Origin of the sequence: Mycobacterium paraterrae (assembly GCF_022430545.2) — a bacterium.
Lineage (GTDB): Bacteria > Actinomycetota > Actinomycetes > Mycobacteriales > Mycobacteriaceae > Mycobacterium > Mycobacterium paraterrae.
This window is the reverse complement of the sequence record NZ_CP092488.2, coordinates 1,104,523-1,121,482: the sequence shown is the minus strand read 5'-3', so window position 1 is coordinate 1,121,482 and position 16,960 is coordinate 1,104,523. Positions and strand designations below refer to the sequence as shown.

General features: G+C 64.2%; 20 protein-coding genes. 7 read left to right on the top strand and 13 right to left on the bottom strand.

All coding sequences use genetic code 11. The features are described from left to right. Positions 1-9: 9 nt before the first annotated feature. A complete protein-coding gene (locus MKK62_RS05295; RefSeq protein WP_240262042.1) occupies positions 10-753 on the bottom strand; it encodes a hypothetical protein in 744 nt (247 codons plus the stop codon). Between the two features lie 128 nt (positions 754-881). Here MKK62_RS05295 and MKK62_RS05290 point away from each other — a divergent pair, with 128 nt between their 5' ends. The 3 genes from MKK62_RS05290 to MKK62_RS05280 are packed head-to-tail and all read left to right on the top strand — an operon-like array spanning position 882 to position 3,353. Further along, complete coding sequence (locus MKK62_RS05290; protein ID WP_240262043.1) at positions 882-1,598, top strand: response regulator transcription factor; 717 nt, start codon at positions 882-884, stop codon at positions 1,596-1,598. Positions 1,599-1,602: 4 nt separating this feature from the next. After that, positions 1,603-3,039, top strand: coding sequence for a sensor histidine kinase (locus MKK62_RS05285; protein WP_240262044.1), 1,437 nt, complete (start codon positions 1,603-1,605; stop codon positions 3,037-3,039). Between the two features lie 5 nt (positions 3,040-3,044). Continuing rightward, entirely contained in the window at positions 3,045-3,353 is a 309-nt protein-coding gene (locus MKK62_RS05280) for a hypothetical protein (protein ID WP_240262045.1), read from the top strand. Here MKK62_RS05280 and MKK62_RS05275 read toward each other — a convergent pair. From MKK62_RS05275 to MKK62_RS05230, 10 genes are all read right to left on the bottom strand, one after another. Then, positions 3,319-3,741, bottom strand: coding sequence for an HIT family protein (locus tag MKK62_RS05275; protein WP_240262046.1), 423 nt, complete (start codon positions 3,739-3,741; stop codon positions 3,319-3,321). The genes MKK62_RS05280 and MKK62_RS05275 overlap by 35 nt on opposite strands. A gap of 19 nt (positions 3,742-3,760) precedes the next feature. Further along, the gene (locus MKK62_RS05270; RefSeq protein WP_240262047.1) at positions 3,761-4,630 is read right to left on the bottom strand and encodes an SDR family NAD(P)-dependent oxidoreductase; all 870 of its coding nucleotides are present in this window, start codon (positions 4,628-4,630) and stop codon (positions 3,761-3,763) included. Then, the gene (locus tag MKK62_RS05265) at positions 4,627-5,052 is read right to left on the bottom strand and encodes a nuclear transport factor 2 family protein (protein WP_240262048.1); all 426 of its coding nucleotides are present in this window, start codon (positions 5,050-5,052) and stop codon (positions 4,627-4,629) included. The genes MKK62_RS05270 and MKK62_RS05265 overlap by 4 nt, the downstream gene beginning before the upstream one ends. 94 nt (positions 5,053-5,146) lie before the next feature. Next, positions 5,147-6,274, bottom strand: coding sequence for an NDMA-dependent alcohol dehydrogenase (locus MKK62_RS05260; protein WP_240262049.1), 1,128 nt, complete (start codon positions 6,272-6,274; stop codon positions 5,147-5,149). A 103-nt stretch (positions 6,275-6,377) separates the two neighbouring features. After that, positions 6,378-6,923 carry a nuclear transport factor 2-like protein gene (locus tag MKK62_RS05255; RefSeq protein WP_240262050.1) on the bottom strand — a complete coding sequence of 182 codons (546 nt, stop codon included), beginning with the start codon at positions 6,921-6,923 and terminating at the stop codon, positions 6,378-6,380. 2 nt (positions 6,924-6,925) lie between these two features. Next, positions 6,926-7,126, bottom strand: coding sequence for a ferredoxin (locus tag MKK62_RS05250; RefSeq protein ID WP_240262051.1), 201 nt, complete (start codon positions 7,124-7,126; stop codon positions 6,926-6,928). Between the two features lie 8 nt (positions 7,127-7,134). Beyond that, complete coding sequence (locus MKK62_RS05245) at positions 7,135-8,490, bottom strand: cytochrome P450 (RefSeq protein WP_240262052.1); 1,356 nt, start codon at positions 8,488-8,490, stop codon at positions 7,135-7,137. Then, positions 8,487-9,314: an SDR family oxidoreductase gene (locus MKK62_RS05240; RefSeq protein WP_240262053.1), complete on the bottom strand. Its 828-nt coding sequence runs from the start codon at positions 9,312-9,314 to the stop codon at positions 8,487-8,489. Before MKK62_RS05240 ends, MKK62_RS05245 begins: the two co-directional genes overlap by 4 nt. Then, on the bottom strand, positions 9,315-10,532 hold the full coding sequence (locus MKK62_RS05235) for a cytochrome P450 (RefSeq protein ID WP_240262054.1): 1,218 nt from the start codon (positions 10,530-10,532) through the stop codon (positions 9,315-9,317). Continuing rightward, positions 10,532-11,143, bottom strand: coding sequence for a TetR/AcrR family transcriptional regulator (locus tag MKK62_RS05230; protein ID WP_240262055.1), 612 nt, complete (start codon positions 11,141-11,143; stop codon positions 10,532-10,534). The genes MKK62_RS05235 and MKK62_RS05230 overlap by 1 nt, the downstream gene beginning before the upstream one ends. Positions 11,144-11,321: 178 nt before the next feature. Between MKK62_RS05230 and MKK62_RS05225 the strand changes: the two genes are divergently transcribed. The 4 genes from MKK62_RS05225 to MKK62_RS05210 are packed head-to-tail and all read left to right on the top strand — an operon-like array spanning position 11,322 to position 14,899. Then, positions 11,322-12,788, top strand: coding sequence for an aldehyde dehydrogenase (locus tag MKK62_RS05225; RefSeq protein WP_240262056.1), 1,467 nt, complete (start codon positions 11,322-11,324; stop codon positions 12,786-12,788). Between the two features lie 20 nt (positions 12,789-12,808). Next, entirely contained in the window at positions 12,809-13,558 is a 750-nt protein-coding gene (locus MKK62_RS05220) for an SDR family oxidoreductase (protein WP_240262057.1), read from the top strand. A gap of 49 nt (positions 13,559-13,607) precedes the next feature. Beyond that, positions 13,608-14,465, top strand: coding sequence for an NAD(P)-dependent oxidoreductase (locus MKK62_RS05215; RefSeq protein ID WP_240262058.1), 858 nt, complete (start codon positions 13,608-13,610; stop codon positions 14,463-14,465). Beyond that, positions 14,465-14,899 (top strand): carboxymuconolactone decarboxylase family protein, encoded by a 435-nt coding sequence (locus MKK62_RS05210; protein WP_240262059.1) that lies wholly within the window; start codon positions 14,465-14,467, stop codon positions 14,897-14,899. Before MKK62_RS05215 ends, MKK62_RS05210 begins: the two co-directional genes overlap by 1 nt. Here MKK62_RS05210 and MKK62_RS05205 read toward each other — a convergent pair. Both MKK62_RS05205 and MKK62_RS05200 read right to left on the bottom strand, forming a co-directional pair. Then, a complete protein-coding gene (locus tag MKK62_RS05205) occupies positions 14,896-15,672 on the bottom strand; it encodes an alpha/beta hydrolase (protein ID WP_240262060.1) in 777 nt (258 codons plus the stop codon). The genes MKK62_RS05210 and MKK62_RS05205 overlap by 4 nt on opposite strands. Positions 15,673-15,833: 161 nt before the next feature. Beyond that, the gene (locus MKK62_RS05200) at positions 15,834-16,919 is read right to left on the bottom strand and encodes an aldo/keto reductase (protein ID WP_240262061.1); all 1,086 of its coding nucleotides are present in this window, start codon (positions 16,917-16,919) and stop codon (positions 15,834-15,836) included. Between the last annotated feature and the right edge of the window lie 41 nt (positions 16,920-16,960).

Here is a 16,960-nt window from a genome sequence, read left to right as displayed (position 1 = left end):
CCTAACGGGTCACTCGTCCTGGGCCGAGCTCTCATGGTCGATCACGCGTTGGGAACGCACGGTCCGGCTCGGCGAACGCCGGCCCGGGCGCCGACCCGGCAGCGGGATCCGCTCGGCGATGTTGCTCAACGGGTTGACCACCAAAGTCAACGACATCACCGCGTCCTGCAGAGTTGCGATCGCCGGCTCCAGGGCCTCCATGCCGGGCGTCAGCCGGGCGAGGGTGTCAGCGACGTCGGCCAGTTGTTCCAGGGGGCCGTTGCGCGCGGTCAGCTTGTCGATCAGACCGCCCTCGGACAGCAGCCGATCTGCCAAGCCGTCCTCCGCGAGCACCCGCTCGATCAGCCCGTCGTCGGCGGTCAACTGGTCCACCAGTCCGCCCGGCTTCAGCGCCCGCTCGAGGCCGCCGCCCTCGGCGGTCAACCGGTCGAGCAGGCCGCCGTCCGAGGTCAGCATGTCGACCACCCCGCCTGGGCGCAGCAGGCGATCGATCGGCCCGTCGGGGGCAATCGCCCGTCCGAGCGGCGCATCCTCGTCCAGCAACCGCGCCAGCCGATTGGCCCTGGCCATCGCGTCGTCGATACCGAGCATGTGTGCCACCGCGTTGGAGCCGGCCACGGTGGGCGTGTCGCCGAGGCTGCGGTGTGCCACGCCGAGCGCGGTCGTTGCGATGCCGAGCCCGGCGTCGGCGGCGGCGAGTCCGACGCGCATCGGCGCAGTGGCGAGGTCCACCAGGCTCTTGCCCAAGTTCATCCCCCGAGTGTATTCAGCTCTGGACAAATCCCGTGGTCGTTGGCCCTGGATCGCCGTCCAACAAACTCTCAGTGCGGCCACAGCCGGTATGCAGACATTTGTCAGCTACATAGGGGGGAATTGACGTCATGTCAGCAGCCATGCACGAAGCAGCACCAGAGGCACGCGTTCTCGTCGTCGACGACGAAGACAACATCGTCGAGCTGTTATCGGTAAGCCTCAAATTCCAAGGCTTCGAAGTCCACACGGCGACCAACGGTGCGTCCGCTCTCGATCTGGCTCGCGACGTCAAACCGGACGCGGTGATCCTCGACGTGATGATGCCAGGCATGGACGGCTTCGGGGTGCTGCGCCGGCTGCGCGCCGACGGCATCGACGCTCCCGCGCTGTTTCTCACCGCCCGCGACTCGTTGCAGGACAAGATCGCCGGCCTGACGCTCGGGGGTGACGACTATGTCACCAAACCGTTCAGCCTCGAAGAGGTCGTGGCACGGTTGCGAGTGATCCTGCGGCGCACCGGGAAAGGTGCGAGCGAGAACCACAATGCCCGGTTGACGTTCGCCGACATCGAGATTGACGAAGACACCCACGAGGTGTGGAAGGCGGGTCAGCCGGTTTCGTTGTCGCCCACTGAGTTCACGCTGTTGCGCTATTTCGTGATCAACGCCGGCACTGTCCTGAGCAAGCCGAAAATTCTGGATCACGTGTGGCGCTACGACTTCGGCGGCGACGTGAATGTCGTCGAGTCCTACGTGTCCTATCTGCGCCGCAAGATCGACACGGGGGAGAAGCGTCTGCTGCACACGCTACGTGGGGTTGGCTACGTGCTGCGGGAGCCTCGTTAGTCGGATGGCGCGACCTTTCCGGATCGAACTGCCGCTGCGCGTCGCATTGGTCGCGGCCACCCTGCTACTGGTGGCGTGCGGGCTGACCGCCTCCGGGATCGCGGTGACGTCGATTCTGCGCCAACATCTGATCGCCCGAGCCGATCAAACTCTCGAAGAGGCGTCACGGGGTTGGGCGCAGGCTCCGAAGGGTGCGCTGAAGATCCCGCACGGCGCCAACCTCGACCGGCCGCCGTCGAACTTCTACGTGCGTAGCCTGACGGCTGACGGGCGGGGCAACACGGTGATCAATGACCGTCACGCCGAACCGGTCCTGCCGGCCAACAACGACGTCGGGCCCGAGCCGACGACGGTCGGGTCGGTGGACAACTCGGGCGTGCAGTGGCGAGTCGTCTCGATGCGGGGGCCCAACCGGTTGGTGACCGTCGCCTACGACCTGTCCGAGATCCAGCACACCGTACGTTCACTGGCCTGGTTGCAACTCGGCATCGGTGTGGCGGTGCTGTTGATCCTGGGTCTGGTCGCGTCGTGGGTGGTCCACCGCAGCCTGGAACCGCTGATCGAGGTCGAGCAGACCGCGGCGGCGATCGCCGCCGGTCAGTTGGATCGCCGTGTGCCCGAACGTGATTCGCGCACCGAAGTCGGTCGATTATCCGCGGCGCTCAACGGTATGCTCGCCCAGATCCAGCGGGCGCTGGCGTCGTCGGAGTACTCGGCGCAGCAGGCGGGGATCTCCGAAGATCGGATGCGCCGCTTCATCACCGACGCCAGCCACGAATTGCGCACGCCGCTGACCACGATGCGCGGTTTCGCCGAGTTGTACCGCCAGGGCGCGGCGCGCGACATGGAGATGGTGATGTCACGCATCGAGAGCGAGTCACGCCGGATGGGACTTCTCATCGACGACCTGCTGCTGCTGGCGCGACTGGACGCGCAACGTCCGATCGAGCGCAAGCGGGTGGATCTGCTGGCTTTGGCAACCGACGCGGTGCACGACGCGCGGGCCGTCTCGCCCGAACGCTCGATTTCCGTCGAGGTCATCGATGGTCCCGGTACGCCCGAAGCGCTGGGCGACGAGGCACGGCTGCGACAGGTTCTCGGCAACCTGATGGCCAATGCCCTGCAGCACACTCCGGAGACCGCCGGCATCACCGTGCGGGTCGGAACCACCGCCGAGGACACCATCCTAGAAGTCGTCGACGAAGGCCCTGGCATGAGTGAGCAGGACGCTCTGCGAATTTTCGAACGGTTCTATCGCACCGACTCCTCGCGGGCGCGAAGCAGCGGTGGCAGTGGCCTAGGACTCTCGATCGTCGATTCGCTGGTGCAGGCTCACGGCGGAACGGTGAACGTGACGACGGCCCCCGGCCAGGGCTGCCGCTTTGTCGTCAGCTTGCCGCGCATCACCGACGTGGCCGCACCGGTAGCCCTCGTCCCCTAAGCGCGATGACGACTCCTCACGACGGCTTCATCGACGGCGAGGACTCCGTGCCGGCGATTGCCGCCCTCTTCGAGGCCGAACGCACCGAGGTGCAAAGCATTCTGGGACATTCCCTTTCGCTGATCAGCATTCTGGTGGCCTACTCGACCGTCGTAGGGGCGGCGTGGGCGACCAGGCCCGAAACCGTCCCGCACGTATGGGTTCCCTTGGTGCCTATCCCCGTATGGCTTGTCGTAGCGTGGCATTCGCAGCTGAACCCACTACCGCGAACGGAACTGATCAGCGCGTTGTCAAAGCAACCAACGCCGCGGTGATTTTCGACTGGGCCTCGTCGAGTGATTCCGGAGACGGATTGCGGTCGACGTTTGCGAAGCCGAAGTCGCTGAGGCTTTTCGCCGGGAAGACGTGTACGTGCAGGTGCGGAACCTCGAGCCCGGCGATGATCAACCCGGCCCGGTCGGCGTCGAATGCCAGGGTGACCGCCTTGCCGATCAGCTGCGCGACCGACATCACCTTGGCGAACACAGCCCGGTCGACCGCCTGCCATTGATCGATCTCGGCGCGCGGCACCACCAGCGTGTGCCCCTGGGTCATCGGCTCGATGGTCAGGAAGGCGACGACCTCGTCGTCTTCGTACACGAACCGCCCGGGCAGTTCGCCGTTGATGATCTTGGTGAAGATTGTCGACATGGGCTCCAGCATATGAGCCTCAGCCAATCGCTCAATCGGCGAACATCGCCGACAGCTCGGCGACCGTCCAGGGCGGCGAGTCGTGATGATCCCGAAAGCCGACGAGATCCGGCATCGCTTTGGGAAACCTGCCCACGAAACCACCTGCGGCGGCCAAGATTTCGCCTGTGAGATGGTTGGCGAGGTCGCTGGCGAGAAAGACGTACGTGGGCGCGGCGTAGTCCGGTGAGGCGACGTCGAGCGAACCTTGCATCGAAACGTCGTCCAGCAAGCCCCTGCGGTTCAGCTCGGTGATGTGCTCGACGTAGCCCGGGCCGGTCGACAACCGCGTCTTGGCGCCGGGGCAGACTACGTTGGCCCGCACCCCGTGCTCCTTGACTTCGGCGGCGATCGCCAGGGTCAGGCTGTTGACCGCCCCCTTGCCGGCCGGGTAGCCGGTGCCACCGTAGTCACCGAGGAATGCGAACGAACTGCTGTTGACGATGCTGCCGGCGCCCTGCGCGACCATCTTCGGGACTGCCGCGCGACAGGTCGCGAACACTGTACCCAGGTGGGCGTCAATCAATTCGGCGAATTGACCCGCACTGATATCGAGGATGGACGAGCCGGCAGGTTCGGCGATTCCCGCGCAGTTGATCAGGATATGGATGCCGCCGAACTCGTCAACGCAGTTGTCCACCAACGACTCAGCGATGCACTGGTCGGACGGAGAACCGGGATGCGCGACGGCCTGTCCGCCCGCTGCGGTGATGGACTCAGCCGTCGAGCGAGCGGCCTCCGCGTCGCGTCCGTTGACCACCACGCCCGCGCCATGCTGGGCAAGCAATGCCGCGACGGCCGCGCCGATGCCGCGTGACCCGCCGACCACGACCGCGCCGCGGCCGGCGAGCAAGGGGGTCACTCCTGCTGACCGAACTTCATCATGTCGAGGTGCCAGTAGCCCCGCATGTTCGCGATCAGCCCCGCGTCGTTGACCCGGTAGGTGAACACGCCCCGCACGCTGCTGGTGATTCCGTTGTCGAACTTGCTGTCCAGCACCAAGATATGCGCGACTTCGTTCGGGTCGCTCGACGGAAACGTCTCCTCGCACGTGATGGTCAGGTTGTTGGCGGCGATGTTGGTGTCGTAGAACTGCGCGACGCCGTCCTTGCCCCGCACGCCGGTGCCGTCGGGGTTCGTCACGGACTTACCGATCGGATCCTCGACCACCACGTCGTCAGCCATCAGGGCCAGCCAGCCCTCCCGGTCGTGAGCCTGGACGCAACGCCAGGACGACTGGGACGCGGCCAGCGCGGGTGACTTCTCAGCGGTTTCGGCGGACATCCTGATCTCCTATCTGTCCGCCGAGTGGCCAGTCTTGGCACGGTTTTCGTCGAATCTCGTGTCATAAGTGGCCACTCGACGGGACTCCCAAGAGTTACCGGTCGGCGTCGGTGAAGCGGATGACACCGCGAATGTTCTTGCCGTCCAACATGTCCTTGTACCCGTCGTTGATCTGCTCCAGCTTGTACTGGCGGGTGATCATGTCGTCGAGGTTGAGCTTGCCGGCCTTGTACATCGACAGCAGCTGCGGGATGTCGTACTGCGGGTTGCCGCCACCAAAGATGGTGCCCTGCAGGTTCTTCTGCATCAGGGTGAGCATCGCCAGGTTCAGCTGGACGTTGTTGTCGACCAGGCTCCCGATTGCGGTCAGCACGCAGGTGCCACCCTTCTGAGTCAGGATCAGGTAGTTGTCGATGTCGGCGCCCTGCAATTCGCCGACCGTGACGATCACCTTGTGCGCCATCAGGCCGTAGGTCACGTCCATCATTCCGCCCATGGCGGAGAAGATGTCGGGGTAGACGTGGGTCGCGCCGAACTTGAGCGCCTGGTCACGCTTCCATTCGACCGGGTCGATCGCGAAGATGTATCGGGCACCGGCTGCGACCGCGCCCTGCAGCGCCGCCATGCCGACGCCACCGACGCCGACGATGGCGACGTCCTGGCCGGGGCGGATGTCGGCGGTGCGGACCGCCGAACCGTAGCCGGTGGTGACACCGCAGCCGACCAGAGCGGCGACCTCGAAGGGCACCGTCGGATCGATCTTCACGACGGAGCTCTTGTGGACGACCATCCACGGCGAGAAGGTGCCGAGCAGTGTCATCGGGAAGACGTCTTTGCCCTGAGCGTGGATGCGGAAGGTGCCGTCAGATACGGCCGCGCCGTTGAGCAGTCCGGCTCCCAGGTCACAAAGGTTGCGCATGCCGGCTTGGCAGGTCGGACACTGACCACAGGACGGGATGAAGGACAGCACGACGTGGTCGCCCACGGCAATGTCCTCGACGCCGGGGCCGACCTCGGTGACGATGCCCGCGCCTTCGTGACCGCCGAGAACGGGGAAGCCACCCATCGGGATGCCGCCGGTGACCAGGTGATGGTCGGAGTGGCACATGCCCGCCGCTTCCATCTGGATCTTGACTTCGTCCTTCTGCGGGTCGCCGATCTCGATTTCCTCGATCGACCAGGGCTGATTGAATTCCCAGATCAGAGCGCCTTTGGTCTTCATCTAGAGCCTTCTTTCGTCATTGAATGTCGGGTCAGTCCCAGGGGCTAGCCAAGCAACCGCTTGGTTAAGTGTAGGTCAGCGGGTGACCCGGGTCACGGGGCCGTCACCAGATCGGCACCGGGGCCTGCCCGAGCGGGTAATAGCCAGGCAATTTCTCGCCGGCGACACTGCGCTGGATACGGTTCTGCATGCCCTCGCTCAGGTCACCGGACTCGATCAGCTTGCCGAACATGTGGGCGACGTGGCCGAAGTCGAAGAAGTCGCGTTGCCATTCGATCAGCGCCTCGTCGTTAAGGCGGAACCAGCTGCCGCCGATGCCGTAGATCTCGTCCTGACTGCCGTCGGACTTGTTGACGATCTGCTTCCAGAAGCCGACGATCTCGCCCTGCTTCTCGTCGATGAGGACCTTTTGGTACTCATACACCCAGTTCTCCAGGCCCTCCATCTCGAGGCCGAGCGCGACGTCGCGGATCTCGTCGACCCCGACGCACATCACGTCTTCCTTGGGTCCGATGTTCCAGCCGTAGGTGGCGTCGGGTGCGTAGAAGTCACCCAAAGGCCGCCAGTCGCCGGTCTTTTCGCAGTCCTTGTTGGCCTGCAACCACCGGTCGACCCAGGCCTCGAGACTTTCGCGTGAATGTGACGACATTGTCAGTTCTCCTTGATCAGTAGGGCTTGGGTAGGGCACATTTCGACTGCCCGCTCGACTTCGTCGCGCGCGTCGTCACCAGGTTCGGCATTTAGAATCTCGACCTTTCCGCGCTTGGGGACCCGGAAATAGTCGGGGGCCTCCAGCTCGCACATCGCATGGCCCTGGCACAGATCGAGGTCAGCTTCGATGCGAAAACTCATGAGCGGCCTTACGCCTGGCGCTTGCGGTAACGGACCTTGGCCGGGCTGGCCAGCTGCACGACCATCTTCGAGTGGTCGTTGTGATAACTGTCCGCTGGCTGGGCCATCTCGAAGTCATACTCGCGCAGTAGGACTGAGAAGATCGCCTTGATTTGCATTTGCGCGAAAGCCGCTCCCACGCAACGGTGTCGGCCGGCGCCGAAGGGGATCCAGGTCCATCGGTTGACGATGTCGGCCTGGTCGGGCTTGTTGTACCGATCCGGCTTGAACGCATCCGGGTCGGGGAAGTCTTCCGGAATTCGGTTGGAAATCGCCGGCGATGCCGCCACGTAGTCGCCGTCGTGGATCGGAAATCCCGCGACCTCGAACTCGCCCTGGGCCACCCGCATCAGGATGATCAGCGGCGGGTGTAGCCGCAGCGTTTCCTTGACCACATTGTCAAGTTTCGGAATCGACCGCAGCGCATGGAAACTCACCTCTTGGCCGTCGGAGTACAGCTCCTCGAGTTCGGCCAGCACCTCGGCGTAGACGTCCGGATGGCGGATCAGCTCGATCAGTGTCCACGCCGACGTGCCGGAGCTGGTGTGGTGACCAGCGAACATCAGTGAGATGAACATCCCGGTGACCTCGTCGGCGGAGAATCTGGGCTCGCCCTGCTCGTCCTTGATCGACACCAGCACGTCGAGCATGTCGCGGTCGGCCTTGTCGGCGGGCGGGCTGGCGATTCGCTGGTTCATGATTTCCTGAACCAGCGCAACCAGTTTGACCCGCGCCTCGTCGCGTCGCTGGAAGCTTTCGATCGGCAGGTAGGGGTCGACGTAGCAAAGCGGATCCGTGCCGCGCTCGAGTTCGTGGTAGTACTCGGCGAACCGGTGGTCGAGTTGATTGCGGAATTTCACGCCGATCAGGCATGCCGTGGAGGTGTAGATGGTCAGCTCGGAGAAAAAGTCGAGAAGTTCGATCTCGCCTTCGTCGCCCCAATCGGCGATCATGCCTCGCACCTGGTCCTCGATGGTGGCAGCGTGGCCCTTCATCTGCTCGCCGCGTAGCGCCGAATTGTGCAGCATCTCCTTGCGCCGTTCCGGGCTGGCGTCGAACACCACGCCCTGGCCGAAGATCGGCGCCATGAACGGATATGCCGCCGCCTGGTCGAGATCTTCGTCGGCGGAGCGGAAGAAGAACTCGTTGGCTTCGGCGCCCGAGAGCAGGATGACGTGCTTGTCGACCAGCTGGAACCACCCGACGTCACCGCATTCATCGCGCACCCGCTGCATCAAGCCGATTGGATCGGTGCGAAATTCCTCGAGATGTCCGTGTTCTTCCTCGCCGCCAGAGACCCGGGGCACCGCTGTTGTGGTCGTCATTGATTCGGCATCCCTTCTTCACCCAGCGCGAGCTTCTGCCGGTCTTTGGTGTCGGCCAGCGGCGCCTCGGGTTGGAGTTCCATGTTGGCGATGAATCCGCCGCGGGGTGTCTCGGCGACGAACGTGATGGCGCGGGCGAGGTCGGCCGCGCGCAGGAAGTAATCGTGGCGGGCCTGTCCCCATTTCGCCCAATCTTCCAGGGCGGGGCCGATTTTCTCGGCGGGCAGGCTCCAGCCCATCCCGGTCTTGGTCGGGCCGGGGTGGACGATCGACGCCCGTACGCCGGTGCCCTCGAGTTCCATCTGCAGGTTGGTGACCATCGCGACCAGCGCGGCCTTGGCCGCGCCGTAGGCGCCCATGTGCGGCCGCTGTCGCAGCGCCACATCGGACCCGACGAAGATCAGGTCGCCGCGCTGCCGCTCGATCATGCCCGGCAGCACCGCCGCGGCCAGCCGGTTGGCGCCAACCAAGTGAATCTGCAACTGAGAATCGAACTCGTCGGTGGTTATCTCGGCCAGTTTGCCGAAGTAGGTGTCTCCCGCGCCGGCCACCAACACTTCGATCTCACCAAGCGCATCGACCGACTGCGTGACAAAGGATTTGACCGAGTTGGGGTCGGTGACGTCGAGGTGAAAGCCGACCGCCTCGCCGCCGTTGGCATTGATCTTGCCGACGATGTCGTCGAGCTTCTCGACCCGCCGGGCACCCAGGGCGACGGGGAATCCGTGCGCGGCGAGCTCGATCGCGGTGGCCTCTCCGATGCCGGAGGAGGCGCCTGCCACGATTGCCGGACGACGCTCGGGCAGTGGTTCGAAGCGGGGCATCTAGGAGACCTCCAGGGTCATCGGCAAGTGTGCGAACCCGCGCACGTTGCTGGAATGGACGCGAACGGAATTGGCCTCATCAACCTCGTAACCCTTGATCCGCGTGAACAATTCGGTGAGCGCAACCCGAGCTTCCATCCGGGCCAGATGCGCGCCCAGGCAGAAATGCGCTCCACTGCCAAAGCTCAGCAGCTTCGAGCCGATGTCGCGTCCGATGATGAAGTCGTCGGGCTTGTCGAAGGCGCGTTCGTCGCGGTGGCCGGAGCCCGGCAGCAGCAACAGCACATCGCCATCCGGGATCGTTGTGTCGTAGAGGGTGAGCTCGCCGGCCACCGTCCGGGCCAGGATCTGGCTGGAGGTGTCATAGCGCAGCGTCTCCTCCACCCACGCCGGCACCCGTTCGAGGTCGGCATACACCGGTGTCAGCTGGTCGGGATTCTTGTGGCCCCAAAAAGCGGCGTTGGCAAGCAATTTGGTAGTGGTCTCGTTACCGGCTATCACCATCAGGAACATAAATCCGAGCACCTCGTCGTCGGTGAGTCGGTCACCGTCGATCTCGGCTTCCAGCAGCGCTGAGGTCAGGTCGTCGGTGAGTCGCTTGCGCCGCTCGGCGACCATGTCCTGGTAATAGACGATCAGGTTGAGCGATGCCTCGATCGCCTCGGGCGGCACATCGGTGACGCCTTCGTCGCGGTGCATGACGCCGTCGGCCCACGCCCGAACCTGCACTCGGTCGGGCTCCGGGACACCCATCAGCTCGGAGATCACGTCCATCGGCAGCTTGCCGGCGAACTCGTCGACATAGTCGACCGTCCCGTGCGCGGACTTCTCCAGCATGGTGTCGAGGTGCTGGTGTGCGATTTCGGTGACGCGGGGCTCTAGCTCGCGAATCCTCCTGGGCGTGAAGCCTTTTGACACCAGGGTTCGCAACCGCAAATGAGCGGGATCGTCCATCGCCAGAAACGACATCGTCTTGGATGCGTGTGGGCCGCGCGAAGCCGGATCCAGTGAAACCCCGAACTTGTTGGACAGCGTAGTGCTGTTGCGGAAGCCTTGGTGTACGTCCTGGTGGCGGGACAACGCCCAGAAGCCCAGCTCTTCGTTGTGATAAAGCGGGGCCTCGTCGCGCAGCCGCTTGTAGTACGGGTACGGGTCTTCGTGAAAGTCGTAATCGTAGGGGTCCAAAAAAGGAACCGGTGGCTTGTCGATAGTGGTCATCAGGCTTCCGTTGTGACGATGAGACCGACCGCGTAGGCGAGATGGTCGGCGATCTGGTGGTAGGTGTAGGCACCGCTGGCGGCATTGACGAGCGCACCGAAGAACGTCATCTCGAGCACCGAGACCATGCGCGGCTCGGCGTCGGGCCCGATGGCGGACGTGATGCGCTTGTGGATCTCGGCGCCGATCCGGTCGCGCACGGTCCGAACAGCCGGATCGCCACTGCCGCCGAGCAATGCGGTCGTGCAGGCCGCCGCGACTTCAGGTTCGTCGGCGACCACCAAGGCCAGGTGGCGTAGCGCCTTGTCCACCCGTGTCGGCATCGGCTCGTTCACGTCGGTGAAGTAGGGCACCTGGCGCACCAGGTCCAGGTAGACCTCGGCGATCAGATGGTTCTTCGACGAGAAGTAGGTATAGGCCGTCGCCGGCGCGACCTTGGCCCGCGCCGCCACCCCTCGCACGGTCAGGTCGGCATACGACGTCTCGCGCAGGACCTCGACGCCCGCGGTCAAGACCTTGCGGAACGTCTCTTCCTGTCGACGGTTGCGCGGCACGCCACTGGCCGGGGCACCCGGCTCCGGAGTGATGGTGACCACGGGGTCGCTGGACACTTGTCCAAGCTAGCTGACAAGGCCCTCGGCAGGCAAGTGCGACAGATGAAGTACCAGTTGGGAATGGATATCTGAGAAAGCGACGTCGGCTGGCCTTGCCTTTCAGACGACGCTGAGGCTATCTTCGACAGGATCATTCCGGACAACTGTCCATTGACGAACAGCGGCGGAGGCAACGATGGCATTGCTGGCTGACGGGGTGAGCTCATTGCTCATCGACGGCAAGCTAACGAGTGGTAGTCAGGGGACGTTCCCGACCATCAACCCCGCCACCGAGGAAGTCCTGGGCGCTGCGGCAGACGCCGGCACAGACGACATGAGCGGCGCCATCGAGGCGGCCCGGCGAGCGTTCGACGACACCGACTGGTCTCGCAACGTCGACCTCCGCGTTCGCTGCGTGCGGCAGTTGCAGGAAGCCATGAAGCAGCACCTCGAGGAGCTGCGCGAACTCACCATCGCCGAGGTCGGGGCGCCACGAATGCTCACTGGCATCGCCCAGCTGGAAGGTCCGGTGAACGACCTGTCGTTTGCGGCCGACACCGCCGAGTCTTACGACTACATCCAGGATCTCGGCGAGGCCAAGCCAATGGGCATTCCCACCCGCCGGACCATCGCCCGCGAGGCCGTCGGAGTCGTCGGCGCGATCACCCCGTGGAACTTCCCCCACCAGATCAACCTCGCCAAGATCGGGCCCGCCCTGGCCGCGGGGAACACCGTGGTGTTGAAGCCCGCCCCCGACACGCCATGGGCTGCGGCGGTGCTCGGCGAACTCATCACCGAGCACACCGATTTCCCGGCCGGTGTCGTCAACATCGTCACCTCCAGCGACCACAGCGTCGGCGCCATGTTGTCCAAAGACCCTCGGGTGGACATGGTTTCGTTCACCGGGTCCACCGCGACCGGCCGCGCGGTGATGGCAGACGGCGCCGCGACCATCAAGAGGGTGTTCCTCGAGCTGGGCGGCAAGTCCGCGTTCGTCGTGCTCGACGATGCCGACCTGGGTGCAGCGGTGAGCATGGCCGGCTTCTCGGTGTGTATGCATGCGGGGCAGGGGTGTGCCATCACCACGCGGCTGCTGGTGCCGCGGACAAAATACGACGACGCTGTCTCGATCGCCGCCGCAACGATGGGCGGCATCAAGGCCGGCGACCCGAACGACGCCGGAACAATATGCGGGCCAGTGATTTCGGCGCGCCAGCGTGATCGAATCCAGGGCTATCTGGACTCGGCGATCGCCGAGGGCGGATCATTCGCGTGCGGAGGGGGCCGACCAGCCGACCGCACCGTCGGATTCTTCATCGAGCCGACCGTCATCGCCGGGCTGGGCAACGATGCCCGATGCGCGCAGGAGGAGATCTTCGGTCCCGTGCTGACCGTGATTCCGTATGACGGTGACGACGACGCCGTCCGGATCGCGAATGACTCGCCATACGGCCTGTCAGGCACAGTGTTTGGGACCGACCCGGACCGGGCGGCCGCGGTAGCGTCGCGAATCCGTGCGGGCACGATCAACGTCAACGGCGGGGTGTGGTATTCGGCCGATCTGCCGTTCGGTGGCTACAAGCAATCGGGCAACGGGCGTGAGATGGGCCTGGCCGGCTTCGAGGAATACCTGGAAACCAAAACCATTGCGACAGCGGTCTAGTGACGTCCCGAGAGGAAAACATGCGGTTTGAGAACAAAGTCGCCATCGTCACCGGATCAGGTGGCGGCATCGGCCAGGCCTACGCCGAGGCACTGGCCCGCGAGGGTGCCGTCGTCGTGGTCGCCGACATCAACATCCAAGGGGCCGAGAAGGTCGCCGACGGAATCAAGGGTGAGGGCGGCAGGGCGCTGGCGCTGCCCGTCGACGTGTCCGATCCGGCCTCGGCCAAAGAGATGGCCGACCGCACACTGGCCGAGTTCGGCGGCATCGACTACCTAGTGAACAACGCCGCGATCTTCGGTGGCATGAAACTCGACTTCCTGCTGACCGTCGACCCCGACTACTACAAGAAGTTCATGAGCGTGAACCTCGATGGCGCGCTGTGGTGCACCCGAGCGGTCTACAAGAAGATGGCCAAGCGTGGCGGCGGTGCAATCGTCAACCAATCCTCCACTGCGGCATGGCTGTACTCGAACTTCTACGGCCTGGCCAAGGTCGGCGTCAACGGCCTCACCCAACAGCTCGCAACAGAACTCGGCGGCCAGAACATCCGGATCAACGCGATCGCGCCAGGACCGATCGATACCGAAGCCAACCGGAGCACGACTCCGCAGGAGATGGTCGCTGACATCGTGAAGGGAATTCCGTTGTCGCGCATGGGGCAACCCGAAGATCTCGTCGGGATGTGCCTGTTCTTGCTGTCAGACGAGGCTTCGTGGATCACCGGGCAGATCTTCAACGTCGACGGCGGACAGATTTTCCGCTCATGAGTCGCGCCCACGACGATACAGAGCGTAGCGATGAGGAGGAGCGGCGCTCATGAGTGACGAGGTGAAACTGGGCTACATCGGTCTGGGCAACATGGGTGCACCGATGGCCACCAGGATGGCCGAATGGCCAGGCGGTGTAACGGTTTACGATATCCGCGCCGAGGCGATGACGCCGCTGGCCGAAAAGGGCGCGCGCTTGGCCGACAGTGTGGCCGACGTCGCGAAAGCCGAAATCATCCACATCACCGTGCTGGACGACGCGCAGGTGCGCGAGGTCGTCGGCGAACTATCTCCCCACGCCAAGCCGGGTACCGTGATAGCAATCCACTCGACCATCAAAGACACGACGGCGGCCGAACTGGCCACCGAGTTGAGGTCTCAGGACATCCACATCGTCGACGCGCCGGTCAGCGGTGGCGCGCCCGCGGCTGCCCGGGGCGAACTTGCCACCATGGTCGGCGCGGACCGCGAAGTCTACGAGCGGATCAAACCGGCCTTCAAGCACTGGGCGGCGATGGTCGTGCACGCCGGCGAGCCGGGTGCGGGCACCCGAATGAAGTTGGCTCGCAACATGTTGACGTTCACCGGGTTCGCGGCGGTCGGCGAGGCCTGGAAGCTGGCCGACGCTGCCGGATTGAACCTGCAGGATCTCGGCAACGTGGTGCGATACACCGACAAGCTGACGGGCGGCCCGGGCTCGATCATGTACCGCGACGATGCCAAGGATCTCGCGCCGGAACACTTCCTCCACGATCCGTTCATGCATACCCGAGGCCTCGGCGAAAAGGATCTGGGTTTGGCCCTGGCGTTGGCCGAGTCGGTTGGCGTCGACCTGCCATTGGCCAGGCTTGCGCTCGATCGTTTGGCCGCCGGACTCGGGGTGCCGCACACAGAGAAAGAGGCGTGATGGACGAGCTGCGTAGCAAGGGCCTCGCCAAGATGAACGAGGTCTACGGCTGGGAGATGCCCAACATCGAGGGCGACCCGTACTTCGACCTGACTGTCGACCACCTGTTCGGCACCATCTGGAACCGGCCGGGGTTGTCGATGCGCGACAAGCGCATCATGACCCTGACCGCGGTCACCGCCGTCGGCAATCGCGATCTGGCCGAGATTCAGATCAATGCCGCGCTTCTCAACGAGGAACTCACCGCCGCCGAGCTCAAGGAGATGGCGGTGTTCCTCACCCACTATCTGGGTTTTCCGCTCGGCTCGGCGCTGAACGGCGCCGTGGACAGCGTTGTGGCGAAGCGGAAGAAGGCCGCCGCCAAAGGCGCCGGCGAGGACAAGAGGGCCAACGTCGAGGGTGCACTGAAAATGCACGCGGGCGAATCGGGCTAGCTGCCGGCCGACCGCCACGCCTTCAACCACTCCACCTGATCCGCGGCGATCTGCTCGCGGTCGTGGCTGTAGAGCGGTTCGAAGTGATCGACGTCGTAGCGCTTGAGCACGACGTTGGGTGCTTTGCTCGCGATACGGTCGATCGCCTTGTTGGACACCGAAACGTCGCGCAGGCCAACTTGAATCAGTGTCGGACAGTGGATTTTTCGTGCCTTGGTGACGGGGCGCCAGAACGGTAGCGGTAGCGCCAGACCGGCGTGCACTTCGTTACGCCAATGGGGGCCAGTAGATCTCGTGAAACCGGTGTGTTCGCCAGGAAATGTCATCCCACCCCGGCTGCCGGGTTCGGCGGTTACGGGAATTGTCGCGTCCCTTGCTGCCTGCTTGGCCGTCCACAGCATGTTGAGCGGCTGTGTCATCGCGCTTCGCCGAATCCGCCAGAGGCCGTCTGTGAATGGACAGAGCAAGATCGCGCCGGCGATGCGGTTGTCGGCGGCGATGGCGTCGACTGCGGTCCCACCGCTCAGCGAGTAGGCCCACACGATCACCTTGTCGGGGTCGACCACGTCGAGACTGCGGACGAACGCGATCGCGGCCCTGCGGTCCGCGAGCTGTTCGGATACGCGAATCCGTTGTCGCGGCTCACCGTCTGACGCTCCGAGGTAGCGGTGGTCGTAGGCGAATACGGCGACGCCGGCACTTGCCAGTGCCTCCGCGTAGGGCGCCAGGCCGTCCGCATAGGTGAGCCCAAACCATGTGCCATCACCACGCACGCGGCGCTTTCTGTGTTAGTGGGCAGATACAACCAGCCGGCGCAACGGGTGCCGGCGGAAAGGAAATCGACCTTTTCTGGCGCGATCACGCAACGACTGTAAGTCAGACGAGGTCCATCGCACCGGCACTTCGCTTTCTCAGCCGCCAGCGGCCTCGGATGTCAGTACGGCTGCACGCCTTTCGGCATCACAAACTCCGAAATCGTGCCCGATTCACCGTTGACGGTCGTCCCGCCATTGAGAATGCCCGGGGCCATCTCCAGCATGTTGCTCGGGAATCCGAATGTCGGTTTGGTGAGCGTGTCGAGCCGGTCCAGTTCGTCGGCGGTCAGATTCACGTCGACGGCCCGGATGTTGTCGTCGAGCTGCGAGAGCCTGCGCGCTCCGATGATCACCGACGACACGCCGGCCTGCGCGTGCACCCAGGCCAGCGCGACGCTGGCGACGCTGGTTTCGTGCGCCTTCGCGATCACTTCCAGTTCGTCGATCAGCGCATAGCTCTTCTCGTCGAGGAAGGCATTGACCATCGCACCGCGGTCGGCGTTGTTCGTTTCCTTATTGGCGCGGGTGTACTTGCCGCTGAGCACGCCGCCCTTCAGCGGAGACCAGGGTGTGATGCCAAGGCCGAACTCGTGAGCCATCGGCACCAGCTCCTGTTCGATGGAGCGTTCGAGCAACGAGTACTCGACCTGTAGGCCGATGAAGCTGGACCAGCCGTGGAAGTGGGCAATCAGGTTGGCCTGGGCGATCTTCCACGCCGGCGTGTCGGAGACCCCGATGTAGCGAACCTTGCCCGCGGCGACCAGGTCGTCGAGCGCCGCCATGGTCTCCTCGATCGGGGTGTTGGCATCCCAAATGTGTAGCCAGTACAGGTCGATGTAGTCGGTCTGCAGTCGTCGCAGTGAATTCTCGCAGGCATTGATCACTGATTTTCGGCCCGAGCCGCCACCGTTGGGGTCGCCAGGATAGAGGTTGCCGCTGAATTTCGTCGCCAGCACCAGGCGGTCACGGCGGGCCGGGTGGCGGCCGATGTGGTCGCCGATGATCTTCTCGGAGTGGCTGCGGGTGTAGAAGTTAGCGGTGTCGATGAAGTTGCCGCCGAGTTCGGTGTATCGATCGATGATCTGTTGGGACTCTTCGACACTGGTGCCCCAGCCGAGGTCTTCGCCGAAGGTCATGGCGCCCAGGCATAGCGGGCTGACGCGCAGGCCGGAGCGTCCGAGTGTCGTGTACTGATCCAGAGGCATGGTGGCGGCTTTCTGGTAAATTGTTCGATTATGCGATTATT

Excerpts from the sequence above, each read along its gene's own strand:
- MKK62_RS05250 (WP_240262051.1), bottom strand. The coding sequence starts at position 7,126 with ATGAGTTTTCGCATCGAAGCTGACCTCGATCTGTGCCAGGGCCATGCG.
- MKK62_RS05200 (WP_240262061.1), bottom strand. The coding sequence starts at position 16,919 with ATGCCTCTGGATCAGTACACGACACTCGGACGCTCCGGCCTGCGCGTC.
- MKK62_RS05265 (WP_240262048.1), bottom strand. The coding sequence starts at position 5,052 with ATGTCCGCCGAAACCGCTGAGAAGTCACCCGCGCTGGCCGCGTCCCAG.
- MKK62_RS05280 (WP_240262045.1), top strand. The coding sequence starts at position 3,045 with ATGACGACTCCTCACGACGGCTTCATCGACGGCGAGGACTCCGTGCCG.
- MKK62_RS05240 (WP_240262053.1), bottom strand. The coding sequence starts at position 9,314 with ATGCCCCGCTTCGAACCACTGCCCGAGCGTCGTCCGGCAATCGTGGCA.
- MKK62_RS05235 (WP_240262054.1), bottom strand. The coding sequence starts at position 10,532 with ATGACCACTATCGACAAGCCACCGGTTCCTTTTTTGGACCCCTACGAT.
- MKK62_RS05295 (WP_240262042.1), bottom strand. The coding sequence starts at position 753 with ATGAACTTGGGCAAGAGCCTGGTGGACCTCGCCACTGCGCCGATGCGC.
- MKK62_RS05255 (WP_240262050.1), bottom strand. The coding sequence starts at position 6,923 with ATGTCGTCACATTCACGCGAAAGTCTCGAGGCCTGGGTCGACCGGTGG.
- MKK62_RS05210 (WP_240262059.1), top strand. The coding sequence starts at position 14,465 with ATGGACGAGCTGCGTAGCAAGGGCCTCGCCAAGATGAACGAGGTCTAC.
- MKK62_RS05225 (WP_240262056.1), top strand. The coding sequence starts at position 11,322 with ATGGCATTGCTGGCTGACGGGGTGAGCTCATTGCTCATCGACGGCAAG.
- MKK62_RS05260 (WP_240262049.1), bottom strand. The coding sequence starts at position 6,274 with ATGAAGACCAAAGGCGCTCTGATCTGGGAATTCAATCAGCCCTGGTCG.
- MKK62_RS05285 (WP_240262044.1), top strand. The coding sequence starts at position 1,603 with ATGGCGCGACCTTTCCGGATCGAACTGCCGCTGCGCGTCGCATTGGTC.
- MKK62_RS05290 (WP_240262043.1), top strand. The coding sequence starts at position 882 with ATGTCAGCAGCCATGCACGAAGCAGCACCAGAGGCACGCGTTCTCGTC.
- MKK62_RS05215 (WP_240262058.1), top strand. The coding sequence starts at position 13,608 with ATGAGTGACGAGGTGAAACTGGGCTACATCGGTCTGGGCAACATGGGT.
- MKK62_RS05245 (WP_240262052.1), bottom strand. The coding sequence starts at position 8,490 with ATGACGACCACAACAGCGGTGCCCCGGGTCTCTGGCGGCGAGGAAGAA.
- MKK62_RS05275 (WP_240262046.1), bottom strand. The coding sequence starts at position 3,741 with ATGCTGGAGCCCATGTCGACAATCTTCACCAAGATCATCAACGGCGAA.
- MKK62_RS05220 (WP_240262057.1), top strand. The coding sequence starts at position 12,809 with ATGCGGTTTGAGAACAAAGTCGCCATCGTCACCGGATCAGGTGGCGGC.